At 69.1% G+C, this 16,529-nt stretch carries 10 protein-coding genes and 1 tRNA gene; 7 read left to right on the top strand and 4 right to left on the bottom strand.

All coding sequences use genetic code 11. The annotated features are described in order from the left end of the window. Positions 1-9 precede the first annotated feature (9 nt). The gene (gatB, locus tag QSG27_RS03410) at positions 10-1,461 is read left to right on the top strand and encodes an Asp-tRNA(Asn)/Glu-tRNA(Gln) amidotransferase subunit GatB (RefSeq protein WP_306703744.1); all 1,452 of its coding nucleotides are present in this window, start codon (positions 10-12) and stop codon (positions 1,459-1,461) included. Between the two features lie 98 nt (positions 1,462-1,559). Further along, a complete protein-coding gene (locus QSG27_RS03405) occupies positions 1,560-3,674 on the top strand; it encodes a PAS domain S-box protein (RefSeq protein ID WP_306703743.1) in 2,115 nt (704 codons plus the stop codon). A gap of 36 nt (positions 3,675-3,710) precedes the next feature. Here the strand turns inward: QSG27_RS03405 and QSG27_RS03400 are convergent, their stop codons facing one another. Continuing rightward, positions 3,711-3,944 carry a hypothetical protein gene (locus QSG27_RS03400; RefSeq protein WP_306703742.1) on the bottom strand — a complete coding sequence of 78 codons (234 nt, stop codon included), beginning with the start codon at positions 3,942-3,944 and terminating at the stop codon, positions 3,711-3,713. A 197-nt stretch (positions 3,945-4,141) separates the two neighbouring features. Here QSG27_RS03400 and QSG27_RS03395 point away from each other — a divergent pair. Continuing rightward, positions 4,142-4,235, top strand: a tRNA-Ser gene (locus tag QSG27_RS03395). Between the two features lie 248 nt (positions 4,236-4,483). Here the strand turns inward: QSG27_RS03395 and QSG27_RS03390 are convergent. Both QSG27_RS03390 and QSG27_RS03385 read right to left on the bottom strand, forming a co-directional pair. After that, entirely contained in the window at positions 4,484-6,298 is a 1,815-nt protein-coding gene (locus QSG27_RS03390; RefSeq protein ID WP_306703741.1) for a tetratricopeptide repeat protein, read from the bottom strand. 3 nt (positions 6,299-6,301) lie between these two features. Continuing rightward, positions 6,302-6,769: a glycosyltransferase gene (locus tag QSG27_RS03385; RefSeq protein ID WP_306703740.1), complete on the bottom strand. Its 468-nt coding sequence runs from the start codon at positions 6,767-6,769 to the stop codon at positions 6,302-6,304. 92 nt (positions 6,770-6,861) lie between these two features. Here QSG27_RS03385 and QSG27_RS03380 point away from each other — a divergent pair, with 92 nt between their 5' ends. The 3 genes from QSG27_RS03380 to QSG27_RS03370 all read left to right on the top strand — a co-directional run bounded on the left by QSG27_RS03380 (position 6,862) and on the right by QSG27_RS03370 (position 11,380). Then, positions 6,862-7,425: a hypothetical protein gene (locus QSG27_RS03380; RefSeq protein ID WP_306703739.1), complete on the top strand. Its 564-nt coding sequence runs from the start codon at positions 6,862-6,864 to the stop codon at positions 7,423-7,425. Positions 7,426-7,625: 200 nt separating this feature from the next. Further along, the gene (locus QSG27_RS03375; RefSeq protein ID WP_306703738.1) at positions 7,626-9,491 is read left to right on the top strand and encodes a tetratricopeptide repeat protein; all 1,866 of its coding nucleotides are present in this window, start codon (positions 7,626-7,628) and stop codon (positions 9,489-9,491) included. Continuing rightward, positions 9,488-11,380, top strand: a complete 1,893-nt coding sequence (locus QSG27_RS03370) for an O-linked N-acetylglucosamine transferase, SPINDLY family protein (protein WP_306703737.1) — start codon at positions 9,488-9,490, stop codon at positions 11,378-11,380. The genes QSG27_RS03375 and QSG27_RS03370 overlap by 4 nt, the downstream gene beginning before the upstream one ends. Here QSG27_RS03370 and QSG27_RS03365 read toward each other — a convergent pair. Beyond that, positions 11,358-12,731 carry a tetratricopeptide repeat protein gene (locus QSG27_RS03365; protein WP_306703736.1) on the bottom strand — a complete coding sequence of 458 codons (1,374 nt, stop codon included), beginning with the start codon at positions 12,729-12,731 and terminating at the stop codon, positions 11,358-11,360. The genes QSG27_RS03370 and QSG27_RS03365 overlap by 23 nt on opposite strands. A 409-nt stretch (positions 12,732-13,140) precedes the next feature. On the opposite strand from QSG27_RS03365, the gene QSG27_RS03360 reads away from it, so the two are divergent. Beyond that, positions 13,141-16,529 (top strand): beta strand repeat-containing protein (locus tag QSG27_RS03360; RefSeq protein ID WP_306703735.1); only part of this gene is annotated, 3,389 nt, incomplete at its 3' end.

The raw sequence follows: 16,529 nt of genomic DNA, 5'->3' as shown, positions 1-16,529 counted from the left end.
AAGAGACCGATGTCGTACATTCAGGGCGAAACGGGCGATTGGGAAATCGTGATCGGGCTGGAGGTCCACGCCCAGGTAATTTCGAACGCCAAGCTGTTCTCCGGCGCCGCCACCGCCTTCGGGGCGGAGCCGAACAGCCAGGTCAGCTTCGTCGACGCCGCCTTTCCCGGCATGCTGCCCGTCATCAACGAGCATTGCATCGAGCAGGCGGTGCGCACCGGCCTGGGCCTGAAGGCGCAGATCAACCTGCACTCGGTGTTCGACCGCAAGAACTACTTCTACGCCGACCTGCCGCAGGGCTATCAGATCAGCCAGTTCCAGCAGCCGATCGTCGGCAAGGGCGAGATCGTGCTGGATCTGCCGGACGGCTCCTCCCGCACGGTCGGCGTGACGCGCCTGCACCTGGAGCAGGACGCCGGCAAGTCGCTGCACGACCAGCACCCCGCCAAGACCTACATCGACCTGAACCGCTCCGGCGTGGCGTTGATGGAGATCGTGTCGGAGCCGGACATGCGCACCGCGGAGGAGGCCGGCGCCTATGTGCGCAAGCTGCGCTCCATCCTGCGCTACCTCGGCACCTGCGACGGCAACATGGAGGAAGGCTCCATGCGCTGCGACGTCAACGTGTCGGTGCGCAAGCCGGGCGCTCCCTTCGGCACGCGCTGCGAGATCAAGAACGTCAACTCGATCCGCTTCGTCATGCAGGCGATCGAGTACGAGGCGCGCCGCCAGATCGAAATTATCGAGGAAGGTGGGAAGATCGACCAGGAGACGCGGCTGTGGGACACGACCAAGTTCGTGACCCGCTCCATGCGCTCCAAGGAAGAGGCGCACGACTACCGCTACTTCCCCGATCCGGACCTGCTGCCGCTGGAGCTGGACCCGGAGTGGGTCGAGGCCATCAAGAGCACCCTGCCGGAACTGCCGGACGACAAGAAGGCCCGCTTCATCGGCGAGTACAAGCTGTCGCCCTACGACGCCAACGTGCTGGTGTCGGAAAAGGCCCGCGCCGATTTCTTCGAGACGGTGGCCAAGGGCCGCGACCCGAAGCTGGCCGCCAACTGGGTCACCGGCGAGCTGTTCGGCTATCTGAACAAGGCCGGCAAGGAGATCGAGGAAAGCCCCGTCTCGGCGGAGAATCTCGGTGGCCTGATCGACCTGATCGCCGACAACACCATTTCCGGCCGAATCGCCAAGGAGGTGTTCGAGGCGATGTTCGAAACCGGTGAGAAGGCCGCGGACATCGTCGAGAAGAAGGGGCTGCGCCAAGTCACCGACACCGGCGCCATTGAGGCGTCGATCGATTCGGTGCTGGCCGCCAACGCCGACAAGGTGGCCGAGTTCCGGTCGGGCAAGGACAAGCTGTTCGGCTTCTTCGTCGGTCAGGTCATGAAGGCGACCCAGGGCAAGGCCAACCCGGCCCTGGTCAACGAAATCCTGACCGCGAAGCTGAAGGGCTGACAGGGGAGGGTTGTGACGCGGCGCCGTGCGACGGTGCGGCGTCATAACCGTTGATTTTGTTCTCCCGCCGGTTTCAAGTGGGGCCGGCGGGAGGCCCTATGATTGCAAGTTCGCTGACGGTGGCGCTGGTTGCGCTGTTCGCTGGTCTCCTGGCCGGATTTCTCGCCGGCTTTGTGGCGGCGCGGCGCGTGGGGCGGAAAGCCCCGGCGGACGGTGCCCCCACCCCCTCCGGAGTGACGGAAGCGCGGCTGCGCTCCATTCTGGACACCGCCCCCATCGGCGTGCTCATCAACACGCGCGAGGGGGACAACCTCTACCACAGCCCCAGCGCCGCCACCTGTTTCAAGGTCAGCGGGGAGCAGCTCCAGCGCGACGGCATGTGGCCGCTCTATCTCGACCCGCGGGACCGCCGGGCGGCCATCGACCGTCTCTACGCCGAAGGCGTCTTCGAAGGGCAGGAGGTGCTGCTGCGCCGCGGCGACGGTGAAACCTGCATGGGATCGCTGAGTTCGACCGTCATCGATTTCGAAGGGCAGCGCTGCCACATAAGCTGGTTCTACGATCTGACGGAGCAGAAGAAGGCCGACGCCGTCCGCCGCGATCTGGCCGACCGGCTGGAGATGGCGCTGGACGCCACCGGTGCGGCGGTGTGGGACACCGACATCCCGCGGGGCACCTGCTGGTGGTCCGACAGCTTTCCGCGGATGCTGGGGTACGCCGAGCCTCCGCCGATGCCGGCCGATTTCTGGGAAGTGCGCCTGCATCCCGACGACCGCAGGCGCGTGCTGGCCACCATCGACGCCCATCTGCGGGGCGAGACCGCCGCCTATGCCTATGATTACCGGCTGCGCCGCGCGGACGGCGGCTGGATGTGGATCGCGGCCCAGGGGCGGGCCATCCACGACGCCGGGGGACAAGCCGTCCGCTATGTCGGCATCATGAGCGACATCACCGAGCGCCGCCGCCAGGAGGAAGAGGTGCGCGCCGGGAAGGAGCGGCTGCTGCGGATCCTGGAAGCCAGCCCCATCGCCGTGAACATCACCCGCCGCGACGGTCTGCTGGTGTTCTGCAACACGCAGTCCGAGGTCATCCTGGGGCGGTCCCGCGATGACCTGCTGCCGATGCCCGCCGAGCGGCTGTACGCCGACCCCGCGGACCGTCAGGCCCTGATCGCGCGGTTCGAACGGGAGGGGCCGTTCCGCGACGCGGAAGTCCGGTTCCGCAAGCCGGACGGGACGGTCGTCTGGGTGCTGTCGAGCTGGGGCGAGATCGAGATGGACGGCGAGCCCGCGCTGTTGACGTGGCTCTACGACATCAACGACCGCAAGGCGGCGGAGGCGGCCATGTCCGCCGCCCGCGACGAGGCGGAGCGCGCTCTGGCCGAACTGCGGGCCGCCCAGGAAAGCCTGATCCAGGCGGAGGCCATGGCCTCGCTGGGTCAGCTGGTCGCCGGGGTGGCGCACGAGATCAACACCCCCATCGGCATCGGCCTGACCGCGGCCAGCCACATCGCCGAACAGGCCCGCGACCTGCGCGGCCACTTCGACTCCGGGACGCTGAAGAAGACCATCCTGGCGGAGCATCTGGACACGGTGACGGAGGCCGCGCGCCTGCTGGTGTCCAACATGAACCGGGCGGCGGCTCTGGTGCAGAGCTTCAAGCAGGTGGCGGTGGACCAGACGTCCGGCGAGCGGCGGTCCTTCGACCTGCGGACCTACATCGACGAGGTGCTGTTCTCGCTGCGGCCACGGCTGAAGCGCACGCTGGTGACGGTCGAGGTGGAGTGCCCGGAGTCGCTGGAGATGGACAGCTTCCCCGGCGCGCTGAGCCAGGTGCTGACCAACCTCGTCATCAACGCGCTGATCCATGCGTATGGCGACGACCAGCGGGGAACCATCCGGGTCGCGGTGCGCCCGGATGTCGGCGACCATGTGATCATCGACTTTTCCGACGACGGGTCCGGCATACCGGAGGACCATCTGCCGAAGGTGTTCGAGCCCTTCTTCACGACCAAGCGCGGCGAGGGTGGTTCGGGGCTTGGCCTGCACATCGTGCACAGCACGGTGACGGGCGTGCTGGGCGGCACGGTGGCGGTGCGGTCGGCGACCGGGCAGGGCACCCGTTTCACCTTGCGCCTGCCGCGCCGCATCGCGCGGGAGGCGGTTCAGCCGGTGGCGCTGCCGCCAGAGCCGAGTCCGGTGGTGCCGGTCTGAGGAACGATGGCCTGACGGGCGGCGGAGAGGCCGGTGTCAGGCGTGCAGGTCCTGGAACTGCAAATGCTTGGGCCGCCGGCCGCGGCGCTTTGGTGCCGCGAAAGCGGCCGCGGTCCCATTCTCGCCGCGCAATTCGGCGTTCAACTCCTGAACGCAGCGCAGCAGAAGTTCCTTCTCCCGCATATCCTCGCGGTCGGTGACCTCCAGGCAGCTCAGCTTGATTTCGACCAGATCGATCAGCGTTTCGGCGCAGCGGCGTGACAGGCTCATGGCGTCCCCCCGACCAAAGATTGGTATCGCGTTCTGGTGGTATGCTACCGCTAATTTTCTAAAAAATATATAAAATTTTATACAGATTTTGTTCTTTCTGGGTTTGCTTACATTTTTGATGAGTAAGCGTTGACAGGCCCCATCCGGATCGTTAGAACGCACCCACGCCAGCGGCGCCACAGAGCGCCGACCCGGTAGGAGGGGTGGCCGAGAGGCTGAAGGCGGCGGTTTGCTAAACCGTTATAGGGGCTCAAACCCCTATCGTGGGTTCGAATCCCATCCCCTCCGCCATTCCTTTCAAATCAAATACTTAGCTGGCTGATTTGGCGGTTTCCCGGGGCTGCAACCCAGGAGAAACCGTTATAGCCGTGCCAGCTTCTACGACACCCCACTTCCGGCACGCATCACCCGCTGGCGTTTTCCCGTCCACGTCCGTTCATGTCCGACAGGGCGCTCACGCTGGTCTGGGATGAGAACGCGCAGGTCCGTTGGGTTCGCCGCCACGCGATCAACCAGCCTCCCGGAACGTCCGGCGCGGTTCAGTGCTCGCTGTCCGGCGGAGCGGGGCGGGGTCGGGCGATGGCCTGGAGTGCGTTCCGGACACGGGCCATGACCGGCGCCCAGTCGCCGCGCCGGTCCTGGCGGAACAGGCGCATGGTCGGGTACCACGGGGTGCAGAGGCCGGCGTCCAGCCAGCGCCAGTCCGGGGCGAAGGGCAGCACCGTCCACACCGGGCGACCGAGCGCACCCGCCAGATGCGCCGGCGCCGTGCAGGAGCTGATGACGAGATCCAGGTTGGCCATGATCGCCGCGGTGTCAGCGAAGTCGGCAATTTCGCCACCGAGATCCAGGAAGGACGACGGCAACGGCCCGCAGCTTTCCAGATCCTGACGGCCCGGCCCCTTCTGCAGCCCGAAGAACGTGACGCCGGGAGTTTCCAGCAGCGGAAGAAAACCCTTCAGACGAGGCGAGCGGATGCGGTCGGCCTTGAATTCGGGATTCCCCGCCCACACCAGCCCGACCCTGAGCCCCTTTGCGCGCGCCATGCGCTCCGCCCACGCCGCCGTCAGCGCCGGTTCGGGGCGCAGGTAGGGAACGTCGGCGGGGATCGTGTAGAGCATGGTGCCGAGCCGGTGCGGCAGGCTCGCCAGGGCGACGTGGGCGTCGTGCGGAGGCAGCGCGTCGAAACGGCCGACCACGCCCTCGATGCCCGGCATGGCGGAGAGCAGGCGGACGAGCTGGGTGTTGCATTCGACGACCACGCGGATGCCCTTTGCCTGAAGCAGCGGGGCGTAGCGGGCAAGCATGATGGTGTCCCCCACACCCTGCTCGTCGTGGATCAGCAGCGTCCGGCCCGAGATGTCGCGCCCGTCCCAGGCGGGCGACGAAAAACTGCGCCGGGGCGACGGGAAGTCGGCCATCAGCGAGCGCCATTCGTATTCCGCGAACCCCTCTTCCAGGTCGCCCCTGAGCAGGAGCCCGAAACCGAGGGCGGTGTGGGCTTCCGCAAGCGCGGGGGCCAGCCGCACCGCGGTCCGCGCCGCATCGACCGCCTCATCGACCCGCATCGCGTCACGCGCCGCGAGGCCGAGGTTGAGATAGGCGTGGGCGGCGTCCGGCTGGGCCGCGATGGACCGGCGGAAGCAGGCGGCGGCCTCGTCCAGCCGTCCCAGATCCTGAAGCGTGACGCCGAGGTTGTTGAGCACACCCGCGTCGCCCGGCCCGAACCCGAGCGCGCTCCGGTAATAGCCCTCGGCCTCCTCCAGCCGGCCGAGGCGGCGGCAGGCCAGCCCCAGGGTGGCGTAGGCGGCGACCGACAGCGGCGTCATGCCGAGGAGCGTCATCAGTTCCTCGACCGCCCTTTCGGCGTGGCCGTCCAGGATCAGCGCCTGGGCGAGCTGCAACCGCCGTTCGGTCAGGAGCGGCTTGAGGCGGAGCAGCCGGCGGAGCGCGGTTGCGGCTTCGGCGTGCCTGCCCTGGTCGGTCAGGACGTTGGCGAGGTTGTTGAGGACATCCCCGAAACCAGGCTCCAAGGCCAGGGCGCGCCGGCAGCAGGCCAGCGCCTCCTCGCGCCGGCCAAGCCGCCGCAGCGCGCTGGCGAGGTTGGAGAGGCAGGCCGGGTTGCCCGGATGGTGGCGGATGGACCGCAGCATCAGATCGGCCGCCGCCGCCGGCTTGCCGTCCTGGAGCGCCAGCACGCCCAGCAGGTGCAGAGCGTCGGGCTGGCCGGGCCGGGCTGCCAGCACCCGGCGGTACATCGTCTCCGCCTCGGCCCGCCGGCCGGCGTTGTGATGGGCGAGGCCCGCCGCGAGGAGCGTTGCCGGGTTGCCCGCTTCCATCGTCTCCCCCACCATGGTTCAGGCCACCGCCGCCACGAAGGCTTCGGCGAAGGCGCGCCACGTCCGTTCGCCGCGCAGGAACGCTTGCGCCGCCTCGGCGCGGGAGCGGGCCGCGGCCCGGTCGGTGTAGAGGGTTTCGAGCAGCTCGACCGCCTCCTCGACGGACGATTCGCCCCAGTGCCGGCGCCGGCCCGTGGGATCGGCCACCGCGGACTGGCGGCGCAGCGGCAGGCAGTTGCCGTCCTGGATCAGGTCCAGATGGCCGGTGTTGGCCGACAGGATGACCGGAACGCCGCAGGCCATGGCCTCCATGGCGACGAGGTTGGTGGCGCCTTCGCAGCGGTTCGGGAAGATCGCGGCGTGGCACTCCGCCAGAACGGCGGGAATCCGGTGGCGCTCCAGAAAGCCCATGTCGACGAATCCCTCCGGGGGCAGGCCGTTGGCCATCGCCCACTCCACGATGCGCAGCTTGCCGTTTTCTCCCATAGCGGGGCGGCCGGCGTCAAAGGCGACTCCGCGATGTCGGAGGACGTGTGCGGCCAGGGGTTGTGCCATGCGGTGACCAGAAGCGCGTCGCTATGGCGCTCGTGGAAACGGCGGACGGCGGCCAGCACGATGTCCTGCCCCTTGCGGAACTCCAGCTTGCTGCCCGAGAAGACGACGAAGCGGTCGCCGAAGCGCTTGGCCGGGGGCACCGGGCGCAGCTCGTCGAGGTTCACCCCCTGGAAAACGCAGGCGGTTCCGGTGATGCCCTGTTCGGTGAGCAGGTCCCTGTCGAAGGTCGAATGCACCACGAGCCGGTCGTATCGGCGCGCACGCTCCAGTGTGCCCCGGTCGAACAGGGTGTTTTCGAAGGCGATGACCCCGACGTTGCGGTCGCCGCGGAACCGCTCGGAGAGGGGACCCGCTATGAAGCCGTTGCCGAGCGCATGCAGGACCGTGCAGCCGTTGATGCCAAGCGTAGGTCGTTGGAGCGGTCGGCGATGGCGGCGACCTGCCGGTGGCCGTCGAGCAGGACATTCAGCCTTTCCCGGTTCTCCGGCCGCAGGGAGGACATCATCGGCTTCTCCAGAAGAAGCGGAGGGCGGCCCAGCGCGACCAGATGGAGTGCCGTGTGGACGCCGACCAATCCCCAGCCGTGAATCTCGGAAAGCTGCCAGGTCAGCGCCAGAGTCTGTTCCACGCACGGCCTTTCGACGCACACCGCATCCGGCCTCGCGCCCAGAACCTCGCCATGCGCCGCCGGTGGCGCTAGGATAGCAGAAGGCGGGCGCCGATCCACAAGGGGCGATCCACAGGGGTCGATCCATAAGGAGCCTGCCGCCTTCAGCGCCGGACACGCATGGCTTCCGAAACTGCTTTTCCCGATCCGGCGGGCGCTTCCCGAGCGCCGCTGCTTCCGCGCCGCGCGGATGACCTGCATGAGGCGGCCCGCCACTATCACGCCGGACGGTTCGGGGAGGCCATCGGCGCCTGCCGGGCCATCCTGGTGACCGATCCCGGGCATGCCGACGCGCTCAACCTCCTGGGTGCCGCGTTGTTTTCGTCCGGGGAGGGCAACGCCGGCGGTGCGTCCGTGGCTCTGAACGAAGCGGTCCGGATCGCCCCCGGCCACATCGCGGCGCTGACCAATCTGGCCGTCCTGCTGCAGCACCGGCGGGAGTGGGCGGGGGCCGGGCGGGTCCTGCGCCGGCTGGCGGCGTGCCGGCCCGAGTCCCTTGAGGCGTGCAGCCGGTTGGGCGCGGTGTCGGCGGAGGCGGGGGATCTGGACGCTTCCCTGCGGTTCTTCCGGCGGACGGCCCGCCTGGACCCGCAGACCAGCCTGCACTGGTTCAACCTGGGGACGGTGCGAAGTCTTGGCGGCGACGTCGCGGGGGCCATCGGCGATCTGCGCCGCGCCATCGCGAGCGCTCCGGACGACGCCCATGCCTACATCCGGCTTGGCGAAGCGCTGCTGGGCCTTGGCCGGGTGGCTCAGGCCGCGGGCGTGTTCCGCCGCGCGCTTCGGCTCGATCCGGCCGCTTCGGGCGCGGCGGACGGGCTGGTGCGCTGCCGGCGCTATCAGGCGGCGGCTGCCTTTTCGGGCGGCTCCGCCGCGTCTGCGGAAGGCGGGCTGGCGATCCGCGGCGCCTTCGTCAACAGCTCGGGCTATGGCTACGCCTGCCGGCGCGTCATCCAGACGCTGCGCGCGCGGGGCGTGCCCCTCCAGGCGATCGGGATCAAGGGGCCGGATTCCTGGCCGGGCGAGGACCTCGACCGCCCGGTGCCGGCCAGGGCCATGGTGAACTTCCTCATTCCGCTCGCGACCGAGCGGGTGCCCGGCTTGGCCACGGTGACCTTCTCGATGTTCGAGGGAACCCGGATACCGCCGGCCTGGCGGCGGCTGAGCGACCTCAGCGACCTGATCGTCGTGCCCTGCGAATCGTCCCGCATCGCCTGGGCGTCGCAGGGCTATCCGGAGGACCGCCTGCGGGTCTGTCCGCTGGGCGTCGATCCGGGCGAATCGAACGGCGGGGGACCGTTGACCCTCGCCGATCCGCAGGGGCGGCCCGTGTCCAGCTACCGGCACCGCTTCCTCAACATTTCGGATTTCATCCCCCGCAAGAACATCGACGGGCTGCTGCGGGTCTGGCTGCGGAGCACGACGCGGGCCGACGACGCGGTGCTCGTCCTGAAATTGGGCAAGGGCGGCAATCCGGCCCTGCCGGCGGAACTCACCACCCTGGTCCGGCGGTCGGAATCCGCCGTGGGCCGGCGGTTGGCGGATGCGGCGCCGGTGGTGCTGGTCGATCACGCCCTGACCGACGCCGGCATGACGGCGCTGGTGCGCACGGCGACCCATTACTGGAGCATGTCTCACGGCGAGGGCTGGGACCTCCCCATGACCAGGGCGGGAGCCCTGGGGGCGAGCCTGATCGCGCCGCGCCATTCGGCCTATGTGGATTACCTTGACGACCGGATCGCCCGCCTGATTCCGGCCAGGGTCGGGCCGGCGCTTCTGCCCTACAGCGATCAGCCCTTTCCTCCGTTCCACGGTCTCGACTGGTGGAACCCGGACGAGGATGCCGCCACCGCCATCCTGGCCGGCATCGTCCGTGGCGACGGTGTGGGCGAGCCGTCCGCCCGCGACCACCTGTTGCAGCGCTTTTCCTGGAATCTCGCGGCGGACCGGCTGCTCGCCATTCTCGACGAGGCGGGCCTGCGGTGACGACGGGAACCGATGCAGCCTTCGCCGCCGCCCTGGCGGATCATCGGGCCGGCCGGCTCGACGCGGCGGAGGCCGGTTACCGCGCGGTCCTGCGCGGCGATCCCGGCCATGCCCACGCCGGCAACAACCTGGGCATTTTGTTGCGCGCCGCGGGGAGGGGGAGCGACGCCGTCGCCTGTTACCGGCAGGCCATTGGTGCGGCGCCGGAGGACGTGGCGATCCGCAGCAACCTCTCCTGCGCGCTGTCCGACCTGGGCCGGGACGAGGAAGCGGCGGCTGCGGTGCGCCTGGCGCTGTCCCTGAACCCGGCCTATGCCGACGCCTGGTTCAACGCCGGAAATCTGCGGAACGCCGCCGGCGATTGTGCGGGGGCGGCGATGGCGTACCACCGGGCGCTCCGGGTGAATCCCGGCATGGGCGAGGCTCTCAGCAATCTGGGCGACGTCCATAAACGGCTGGGGGAGTCGAGCCGCGCCATCGACTGCTACCGGGCGGCGATCGCGGTGCGGCCGGACCTGCCGCAGCCCTTCGTCAACCTGGGCGAGGCCCTGAAGGGGCAGGGGCGGGTCGAGGAGGCCATCCAGGTCCTCCAGGACGGATTGGAGCGCCATCCCGGTCTTTCCCTGCTGCATTCCAACCTGTTGTTCGCCCTGCATTACACGCCCTGGGTGCCACCCGAGGTCATCGCCCGCGCCCACGCCTTCTGGAACGAGCGGCACGCCCGCCCTTTGGCGCCGCAGGCCAAGCGGTTCGCCAACGACCGGAGCCCTGGCCGCCGGTTGCGGGTGGGCTATGTCTCGCCGGATTTCCGCGCCCATGCCTGCGCCCATTTCATCGAGCCCCTGCTGCGCGGGCACGACCGGGCGGCGGTGGAGGTGATCGGCTACGACATGTCGCGGCGCCATGACGCCGTTACCGACCGGATGAAGGCGCTGGCCGATGGATGGCGGCCCCTGGCCGGTCTGGACGACTCCGCCGCCGCCGCGCTGATCGAGCGCGACCGCATCGACGTCCTGGTCGATCTGGCCGGCCACACCGCCGGAGGCCGTCCGCTGATCTTCGCCCATAAGCCGGCCCCGGTGCAGGTCGCGTGGCTGGGCTATCCCGACACCACCGGCATGCCGGCAGTCGACGCCCGCCTGAGCGACGGTGTCGCCGATCCCCCAGGCGCGACCGATGGCTGGCACGCCGAAAGGCTGATCCGCCTTCCCACGGGGTTCCTCGCCTACCAGCCGCTGCCGGGCATCGACGCGCTGCCGGTCCCGCCGGCGCTGGCCGACGGATTCGTGACGTTCGGCTCCTTCAACAACGCCGCCAAGGTGACGCCGGAGGTGGTGCGGGTCTGGTCGGCCATCCTGAAGCGGGTGCCGTCCGCCCGGCTGCTGCTCAAGAGCGGCGCCTTCGCGGACCCGCCGACCCGCGCCCGCTACGTCCGCCGATTCGCGGATCACGGCATCGCGCCCGACCGGATCGACCTGCGGCCGCACCTGCCGGAGGTCGAGGATCACCTGCGAGCCTACGACCGCATCGACATCGCCCTCGATCCGTTTCCCTACACCGGCACCACCACCACCTGCGAGGCGCTGTGGATGGGGGTGCCGGTGATCACGCTGGCCGGGCGTCATCATGTGTCGCGGGTGGGGGCCAGCCTGCTGACCCGGTGCGGGTTGCCGGGCCTGATCGCCACGGACGAGGCCGGCTATGTCGAGACCGCTGCCGCCCTGGCGCGCGATCCGGCGCGCCTCGCCGCGCTGCGCCGCGGCTTGAGGGGCATGATGGAGCGCTCCCCTCTCCTCGACCACCGGGGGTTCGCGGCGGCGGTCGAGGCGGCTTACCGCGGCCTGTGGCGCTCCTGGACCGGGGCGGCTACCGGCCCGTCCGCCGCCTGACCTCCTCGTGCAGGGCCGCCGCCGCCGCCGCGAACACCGGCCCCCAGTCCAGGTCGCGGCCCTGGCGGAACAGGCGCATCGTCGGGTACCACGGCGTGTGCTCGCCGGAAAACCCGTAGATCCAGTAGGGGACGTGCTGCACGAGGTTCCAGACCGGCGTGCCGAGCGACCCGGCGAGATGCGCGACGGCGCTGTCGGTCATGATGACGAGGTCGAGCTGTTCCAGCATCGCGGCGGTGTCGGCGAAGTCGTCCAGGTCGGGGCCGAGCGGCGTCACCAGAGCGCCGACCGGTCCGAGAGCGGCGACTTCGGCTTCCGGCGGCCCTTTCTGAAGGCTGTAGAGCCGCACGCCCGGCACCTCGGCGAATCGCAGGAAGCGGGCGAGGCTGGTGGCGCGCCGGCTGTTGTCGGCAAAGGTCACCCGGCCCGACCACACGATGCCGACGCGCAGAACGCCGGGTTCCCGCGGGCCGAGACGGCGGGCGGCCTTGTCGCGGGAGTCCTGCGGAATGGTGAGGACCACCGGGGGCGGAACCGAAGCCAGCGTGGTGCCGAACAGGCCCGGCAGGCTCATCTGCGATGCCTCCACGTCGAAGGCCGGCAGGGTCGGCGAGGGGGCTCCCGGCGCGACGACGGCGTCCACCGGCAGCCCAGACAGCACCCGCCGCAGTTCCGGGTGGCATTCGTACAGCACCCGGCCACCCCGCGCCCCGACCAGCGGCACGAAGCGCGCCATCAGGAGCGCGTCGCCGAATCCCTGCTCGGCGGACAGGAGAATGGTGCGTCCGTCCAGCGGGCCGCCGTCCCAGGCCGGCCCCGACGGTGGACGGCCATGGTAGGCGGACAACCCCCGGCGGGACTCGTAATCCACGAAACCGTGGACATAGTCGCCGATCTGAAGCCGGGCGAGCGCCCGCTCCCATCGCAGGTCATGAGCCGCGGTTCGTCCCGCCGCCGCCTGACGGCTCATCGCCCGGTCGATCAGGGCGAGCGCCTCCGCGAAACGCCCCGCCTTGCGCAACGTCACGGTGGCGTTGTGGAGGACGGTCGCGTTGTCCGGACCGAGGCGGAGCGCCTCGCTCTGCGCGGCCACGCCCTCGTCGAGCCGGCCGGCATCCGTCAGGGCATTGCCCAGATTGCTCCAGATGCCGGCGTTTTCCGGCGCGAACTCCAGGCCCCGCCGGTGGCAGGCGATGGCGGCTTCCGGCGTCCCCGAGCGGCGCAGCAGGAGGCCGAGCGTGCTCCAAGCGCCGCCGTCGCGGGGATTGGCTGCGAGAACGGCGTCCAGCGCGGTCTTCAGTTGGGCATCGGTGAGGCCCGAGTCGGCGCGGTGGCGGCCGTCAGACGGCATGATTCACACTTTCGTTATCCGGGGCCACAATCGAGAACGGGCCGAAGCCCGGTCCGCTGCCCGGCTTTGGCCTCCGATCGTAACGTCTGTCCCGGCGGCAAGCCAACGGGCGGTTCGGCTTTGCTTCCGTGCCGGTGGGGCATCGAGCCGTTTTTGTGGAAACCTAAGGTTTCAATTCAATCCTAAAGCATCAGCGATCCGCGCAGGGCGCGCTGCGGCGGTGTATGTTTGCGGGTTTTCAAGGGCGACAGGAAAATATTAGCTGGCTATGGACTCATGCGAGCTTGGGTGCGCGCAACCATCCAACGATTTTGCTGAAGAGCGTCCTATATACTGATAATTAGGTACTGGTGATGCAATGATTCATCCGCGGCCTGTGCCGGTCGTGTGACGTGAGGGCTGAAAGAACGTGGCGAATCCGACCTTCACATTGATCGGCACCAACAGCTTCGGCCTCACCGTCAGCGGGGGGGAGGGCGCCCTGACCCTGGCGGACATCGACGGTGACGGCGATCTCGATCTCCTCGTCGGCACCGCGGGCGGAAGCACGGTCCTTTTCCGCAACAACGGAACGTCGCTGGCGCCGACCTTCTCGCAGGACGGCTCCAACCCCTTCGGCATCATCAACCTGACCCAGGGCGGGGCGCTTCCCGCTCTGGTGGACATCGACCACGACGGCGATCTCGACCTGTTCGTCGGCAACCATGCCGGCTCCGTTCAATTCTTCCGCAACAACGGAACGTCGCTGGCGCCGACCTTCTCGCTGGAAGGCACCAATGCCTTCGGCATCCAGCCCAGCGGCAGTTTTGGGACGCCGAGCTTCGCCGACCTGGACGGCGACGGCGATCTCGACCTTGTGATCGGCAATGCCGCCGGCAATTTGTTCTTCTATCGCAACAACGGGACGTCGCTGGCGCCGACCTTCTCGCTGGAAGGCACCAATGCCTTCGGCATGGTTTCCGCTGACGACTACGCGTCCCCGGCGCTGAAGGACATCGACGGGGACGGCGATATCGACCTCCTCAGCAAGGGCGTCGTCTTCATCAACACCGGGACGACGGCCTCGCCGACCTTTTCGCTGGTCGGAACGAACGCCTTCATGGCGGGCGGCCCGGGGGCGTATCCGCGGCCGGCTTTGGGCGATCTCGACGGCGACGGCGATGTCGATTTGCTGTTCGGGCTCGATGACGGCAGCATCCAATATTTCCGGAACGTCGTACCGGTCATCGTGACGCTGGGCAACGCCGGCAACACGATCACGCTGTCGCAGATCAACACGCTGACCGGCGGCACCGGCACCGACGTGGTGAGTCTGTCCAACATCGGGGCGACGTTCCTCGTCACCGGGGTCGAAACGCTGACCGGCAGCACCGGCACCGACATCGTGACGCTCGGCAGCGGTGGCAACACGATTCTGGTGAGCCGCGTCGAAGCCCTGTACGGCGGCGCCGGCGCCGACGCGGTGACGCTCGGCAGCGGCGGCAACACCGTGACGATGGCCCTTGTGGAAACGCTGACCGGCGGTTCCGGCACCGACGTGGTGACGCTCGGCAGCGGCGGCCAGATGGTGGTGACCGGCATCGAGACGCTGACCGGCAGCGCCGGCACCGACGTGGTGGCACTCGGCGACAGTAACGGCAACACGCTGACGGCCCGGGCGTTGGAGACGCTGACCGGCAGTGTCGGCACGGACGTGGTGACGCTCGGCGCCGGCGGCAACATGCTGCTGCTGAACGAGGTCGAAACGCTGACCGGCGGCAGCGGCACCGACGCGGTGACGCTCGGGAGTGGCGGCAACACGATGCTGCTCCGGTTGGTGGAGACGCTGACGGGCGGTCTCGGCACGGACGTGGTGACGCTCGGCACCGGCAACAACACGCTGAGGGTGTTGTCCATCGAGACGCTGACCGGCGGCGCCAACACCGATGTGGTGACACTGCTCACCGGCGGCAACACCATGCTGGTGTCGGCGGTGGAATCGTTGACCGGCGGCGCCGGCACGGACGTGGTGACCCTCGGCAGCGGCGGCAACACCATCCTGGTGACGGCGCTGGAGACGGTGACCGGCAGCGCCGGCACCGACCTGGTGATGATCGGCTCCGGCGGCATAACCGCCCTGGTGACCGGCATCGAGACGCTGAACGGCAGCTCCGGCGTGGATGTGGTGACGCTCGGCGACAGCGGCGGCAACACGATGATGGTGTCGCGGCTGGATCGGCTGACCGGCGGCGCCGGCACCGACGTGGTGACCTTCATCACCACCTTCGGCAACACCACGACGGTGACCGGCATCGAGACGGTGATCGGTGGCAGTGCCCTTGACATCGTGACTCTGGGCAGCGGCGGGAACACCATCCTGGTGTCGTCGCTGGAGACGGTGACCGGCGGCATCGGCACCGACGCGGTGACTCTGGGCAGCAACGGCAACTCCACGCTGGTCCGGCTGCTGGAGACCCTGATCGGCGGCTTCGGCACGGACGTGGTGACGCTCGGCACCGGGAGCAACAGTCTGCTGGTGGGGGGCGTCGAAACGCTGACCGGCGGCAGCGGCACGGACTTGGTGACGCTCGGCAGCGACGGCAACACGATGACGGTGTGGCGGCTGGAGACGCTGACCGGCGATCTCGGCACGGACGTGGTGACGCTCGGCACCGGGGGCAACAGCCTGCTGGTGAGGGGCATCGAAACGCTGACCGGCAGCAGCGTCGGCACCGACCTGGTGATGCTCGGCAGCGATGGCAACACCATGCTGGTCCGGCTGCTGGAAACGCTGACCGGCGGCATCGGCACGGACGTGGTGACGCTCGGCACCGGGGGCAACAGCCTGCTGGTGGGAGGCGTCGAAACGCTGACCGGCGGTACCGGTACGGACGTGGTGACGCTCGGCAGCGATGGCAACACGGTGACGGTGTCGCTGCTGGAGACCGTGACGGGCGGTATCGGCACCGACGTGGTGACCTTCTCCCCGCCGGGCAACCAGGGGACGCTTTTCGTTTCCGGCGTCGAGACCGTCTATACGCCGTTCCAGACGTTGACGCTCAACGGCACCGACACCTTGATCGTGATTTCGGCCAGCCCCTCCGCCCCGGCGCTCAGCCCGGCGTCGGACAGCGGAACGTCCGGCGACGCGGTGACGAACGCCTCACTGCCTGTGCTGACGGGTACCGCCGAGGCTGGCAGCGTCGTCCATCTGTACGGAAACGGCGTCGATCTGGGGTCCGGGACGGCCGATGGCACCGGTGCCTGGTCGGTGGCCCCCGGCACGGCGCTCGCCGACGGTACATGGACGCTGACCGCAAAGGTAATCACGTCCGGCGTCGAGAGCGGTTCCTCCGGGTCTCTCCTGCTGACTGTTGATACCACGGCGACCGCTCCGTCGGACTTGGCCCTGGCGGCGGTGTCGAACAGCGGTTCGACCGCCGACACGCTGACCAACGTGGCGACGCCGGCGATCACCGGGACGGTGGGCGAGGCGGGGGTGGTGGTGCTCTACGAGGGCGCGACGGCTGTCGGGACGGCGACGGCCGCGGCGGCGGGCGCCTGGACCATCACCGCGGCCTCGCTGGGCGATGGTGCGCACACGCTGACCGCGACGGTGACCGATGCGGCGGGCAACACCTCCACAGCCTCGACCGCGCTGACCGTGACCATCGATACGGGCGCTTCGGCCCCGACCGGGCTGGCCCTGGCGGCGGTGTCGAACAGCGGGTCGACCGCCGACACGCTGACCAACGTGGCGACGCCGGCGATCACCGGGACGGTGGGCGAGGCGGGGGTGGTGGTGCTCTACGAGGGCGC

The sequence above is a fragment of the Azospirillum isscasi genome (genome assembly GCF_030849505.1).
In the GTDB taxonomy this organism is placed as follows: Bacteria; Pseudomonadota; Alphaproteobacteria; order Azospirillales; family Azospirillaceae; genus Azospirillum; species Azospirillum isscasi.
This window is presented reverse-complemented; position numbering and strand designations above follow the sequence as displayed.

Excerpts from the sequence above, each read along its gene's own strand:
- QSG27_RS03380 (WP_306703739.1), top strand. The coding sequence starts at position 6,862 with ATGGCGCTCGTGGAAACGGCGGACGGCGGCCAGCACGATGTCCTGCCC.
- QSG27_RS03400 (WP_306703742.1), bottom strand. The coding sequence starts at position 3,944 with ATGAGCCTGTCACGCCGCTGCGCCGAAACGCTGATCGATCTGGTCGAA.
- QSG27_RS03365 (WP_306703736.1), bottom strand. The coding sequence starts at position 12,731 with ATGCCGTCTGACGGCCGCCACCGCGCCGACTCGGGCCTCACCGATGCC.
- gatB (WP_306703744.1), top strand. The coding sequence starts at position 10 with ATGTCGTACATTCAGGGCGAAACGGGCGATTGGGAAATCGTGATCGGG.
- QSG27_RS03405 (WP_306703743.1), top strand. The coding sequence starts at position 1,560 with ATGATTGCAAGTTCGCTGACGGTGGCGCTGGTTGCGCTGTTCGCTGGT.
- QSG27_RS03385 (WP_306703740.1), bottom strand. The coding sequence starts at position 6,769 with ATGGGAGAAAACGGCAAGCTGCGCATCGTGGAGTGGGCGATGGCCAAC.
- QSG27_RS03390 (WP_306703741.1), bottom strand. The coding sequence starts at position 6,298 with ATGGTGGGGGAGACGATGGAAGCGGGCAACCCGGCAACGCTCCTCGCG.
- QSG27_RS03375 (WP_306703738.1), top strand. The coding sequence starts at position 7,626 with ATGGCTTCCGAAACTGCTTTTCCCGATCCGGCGGGCGCTTCCCGAGCG.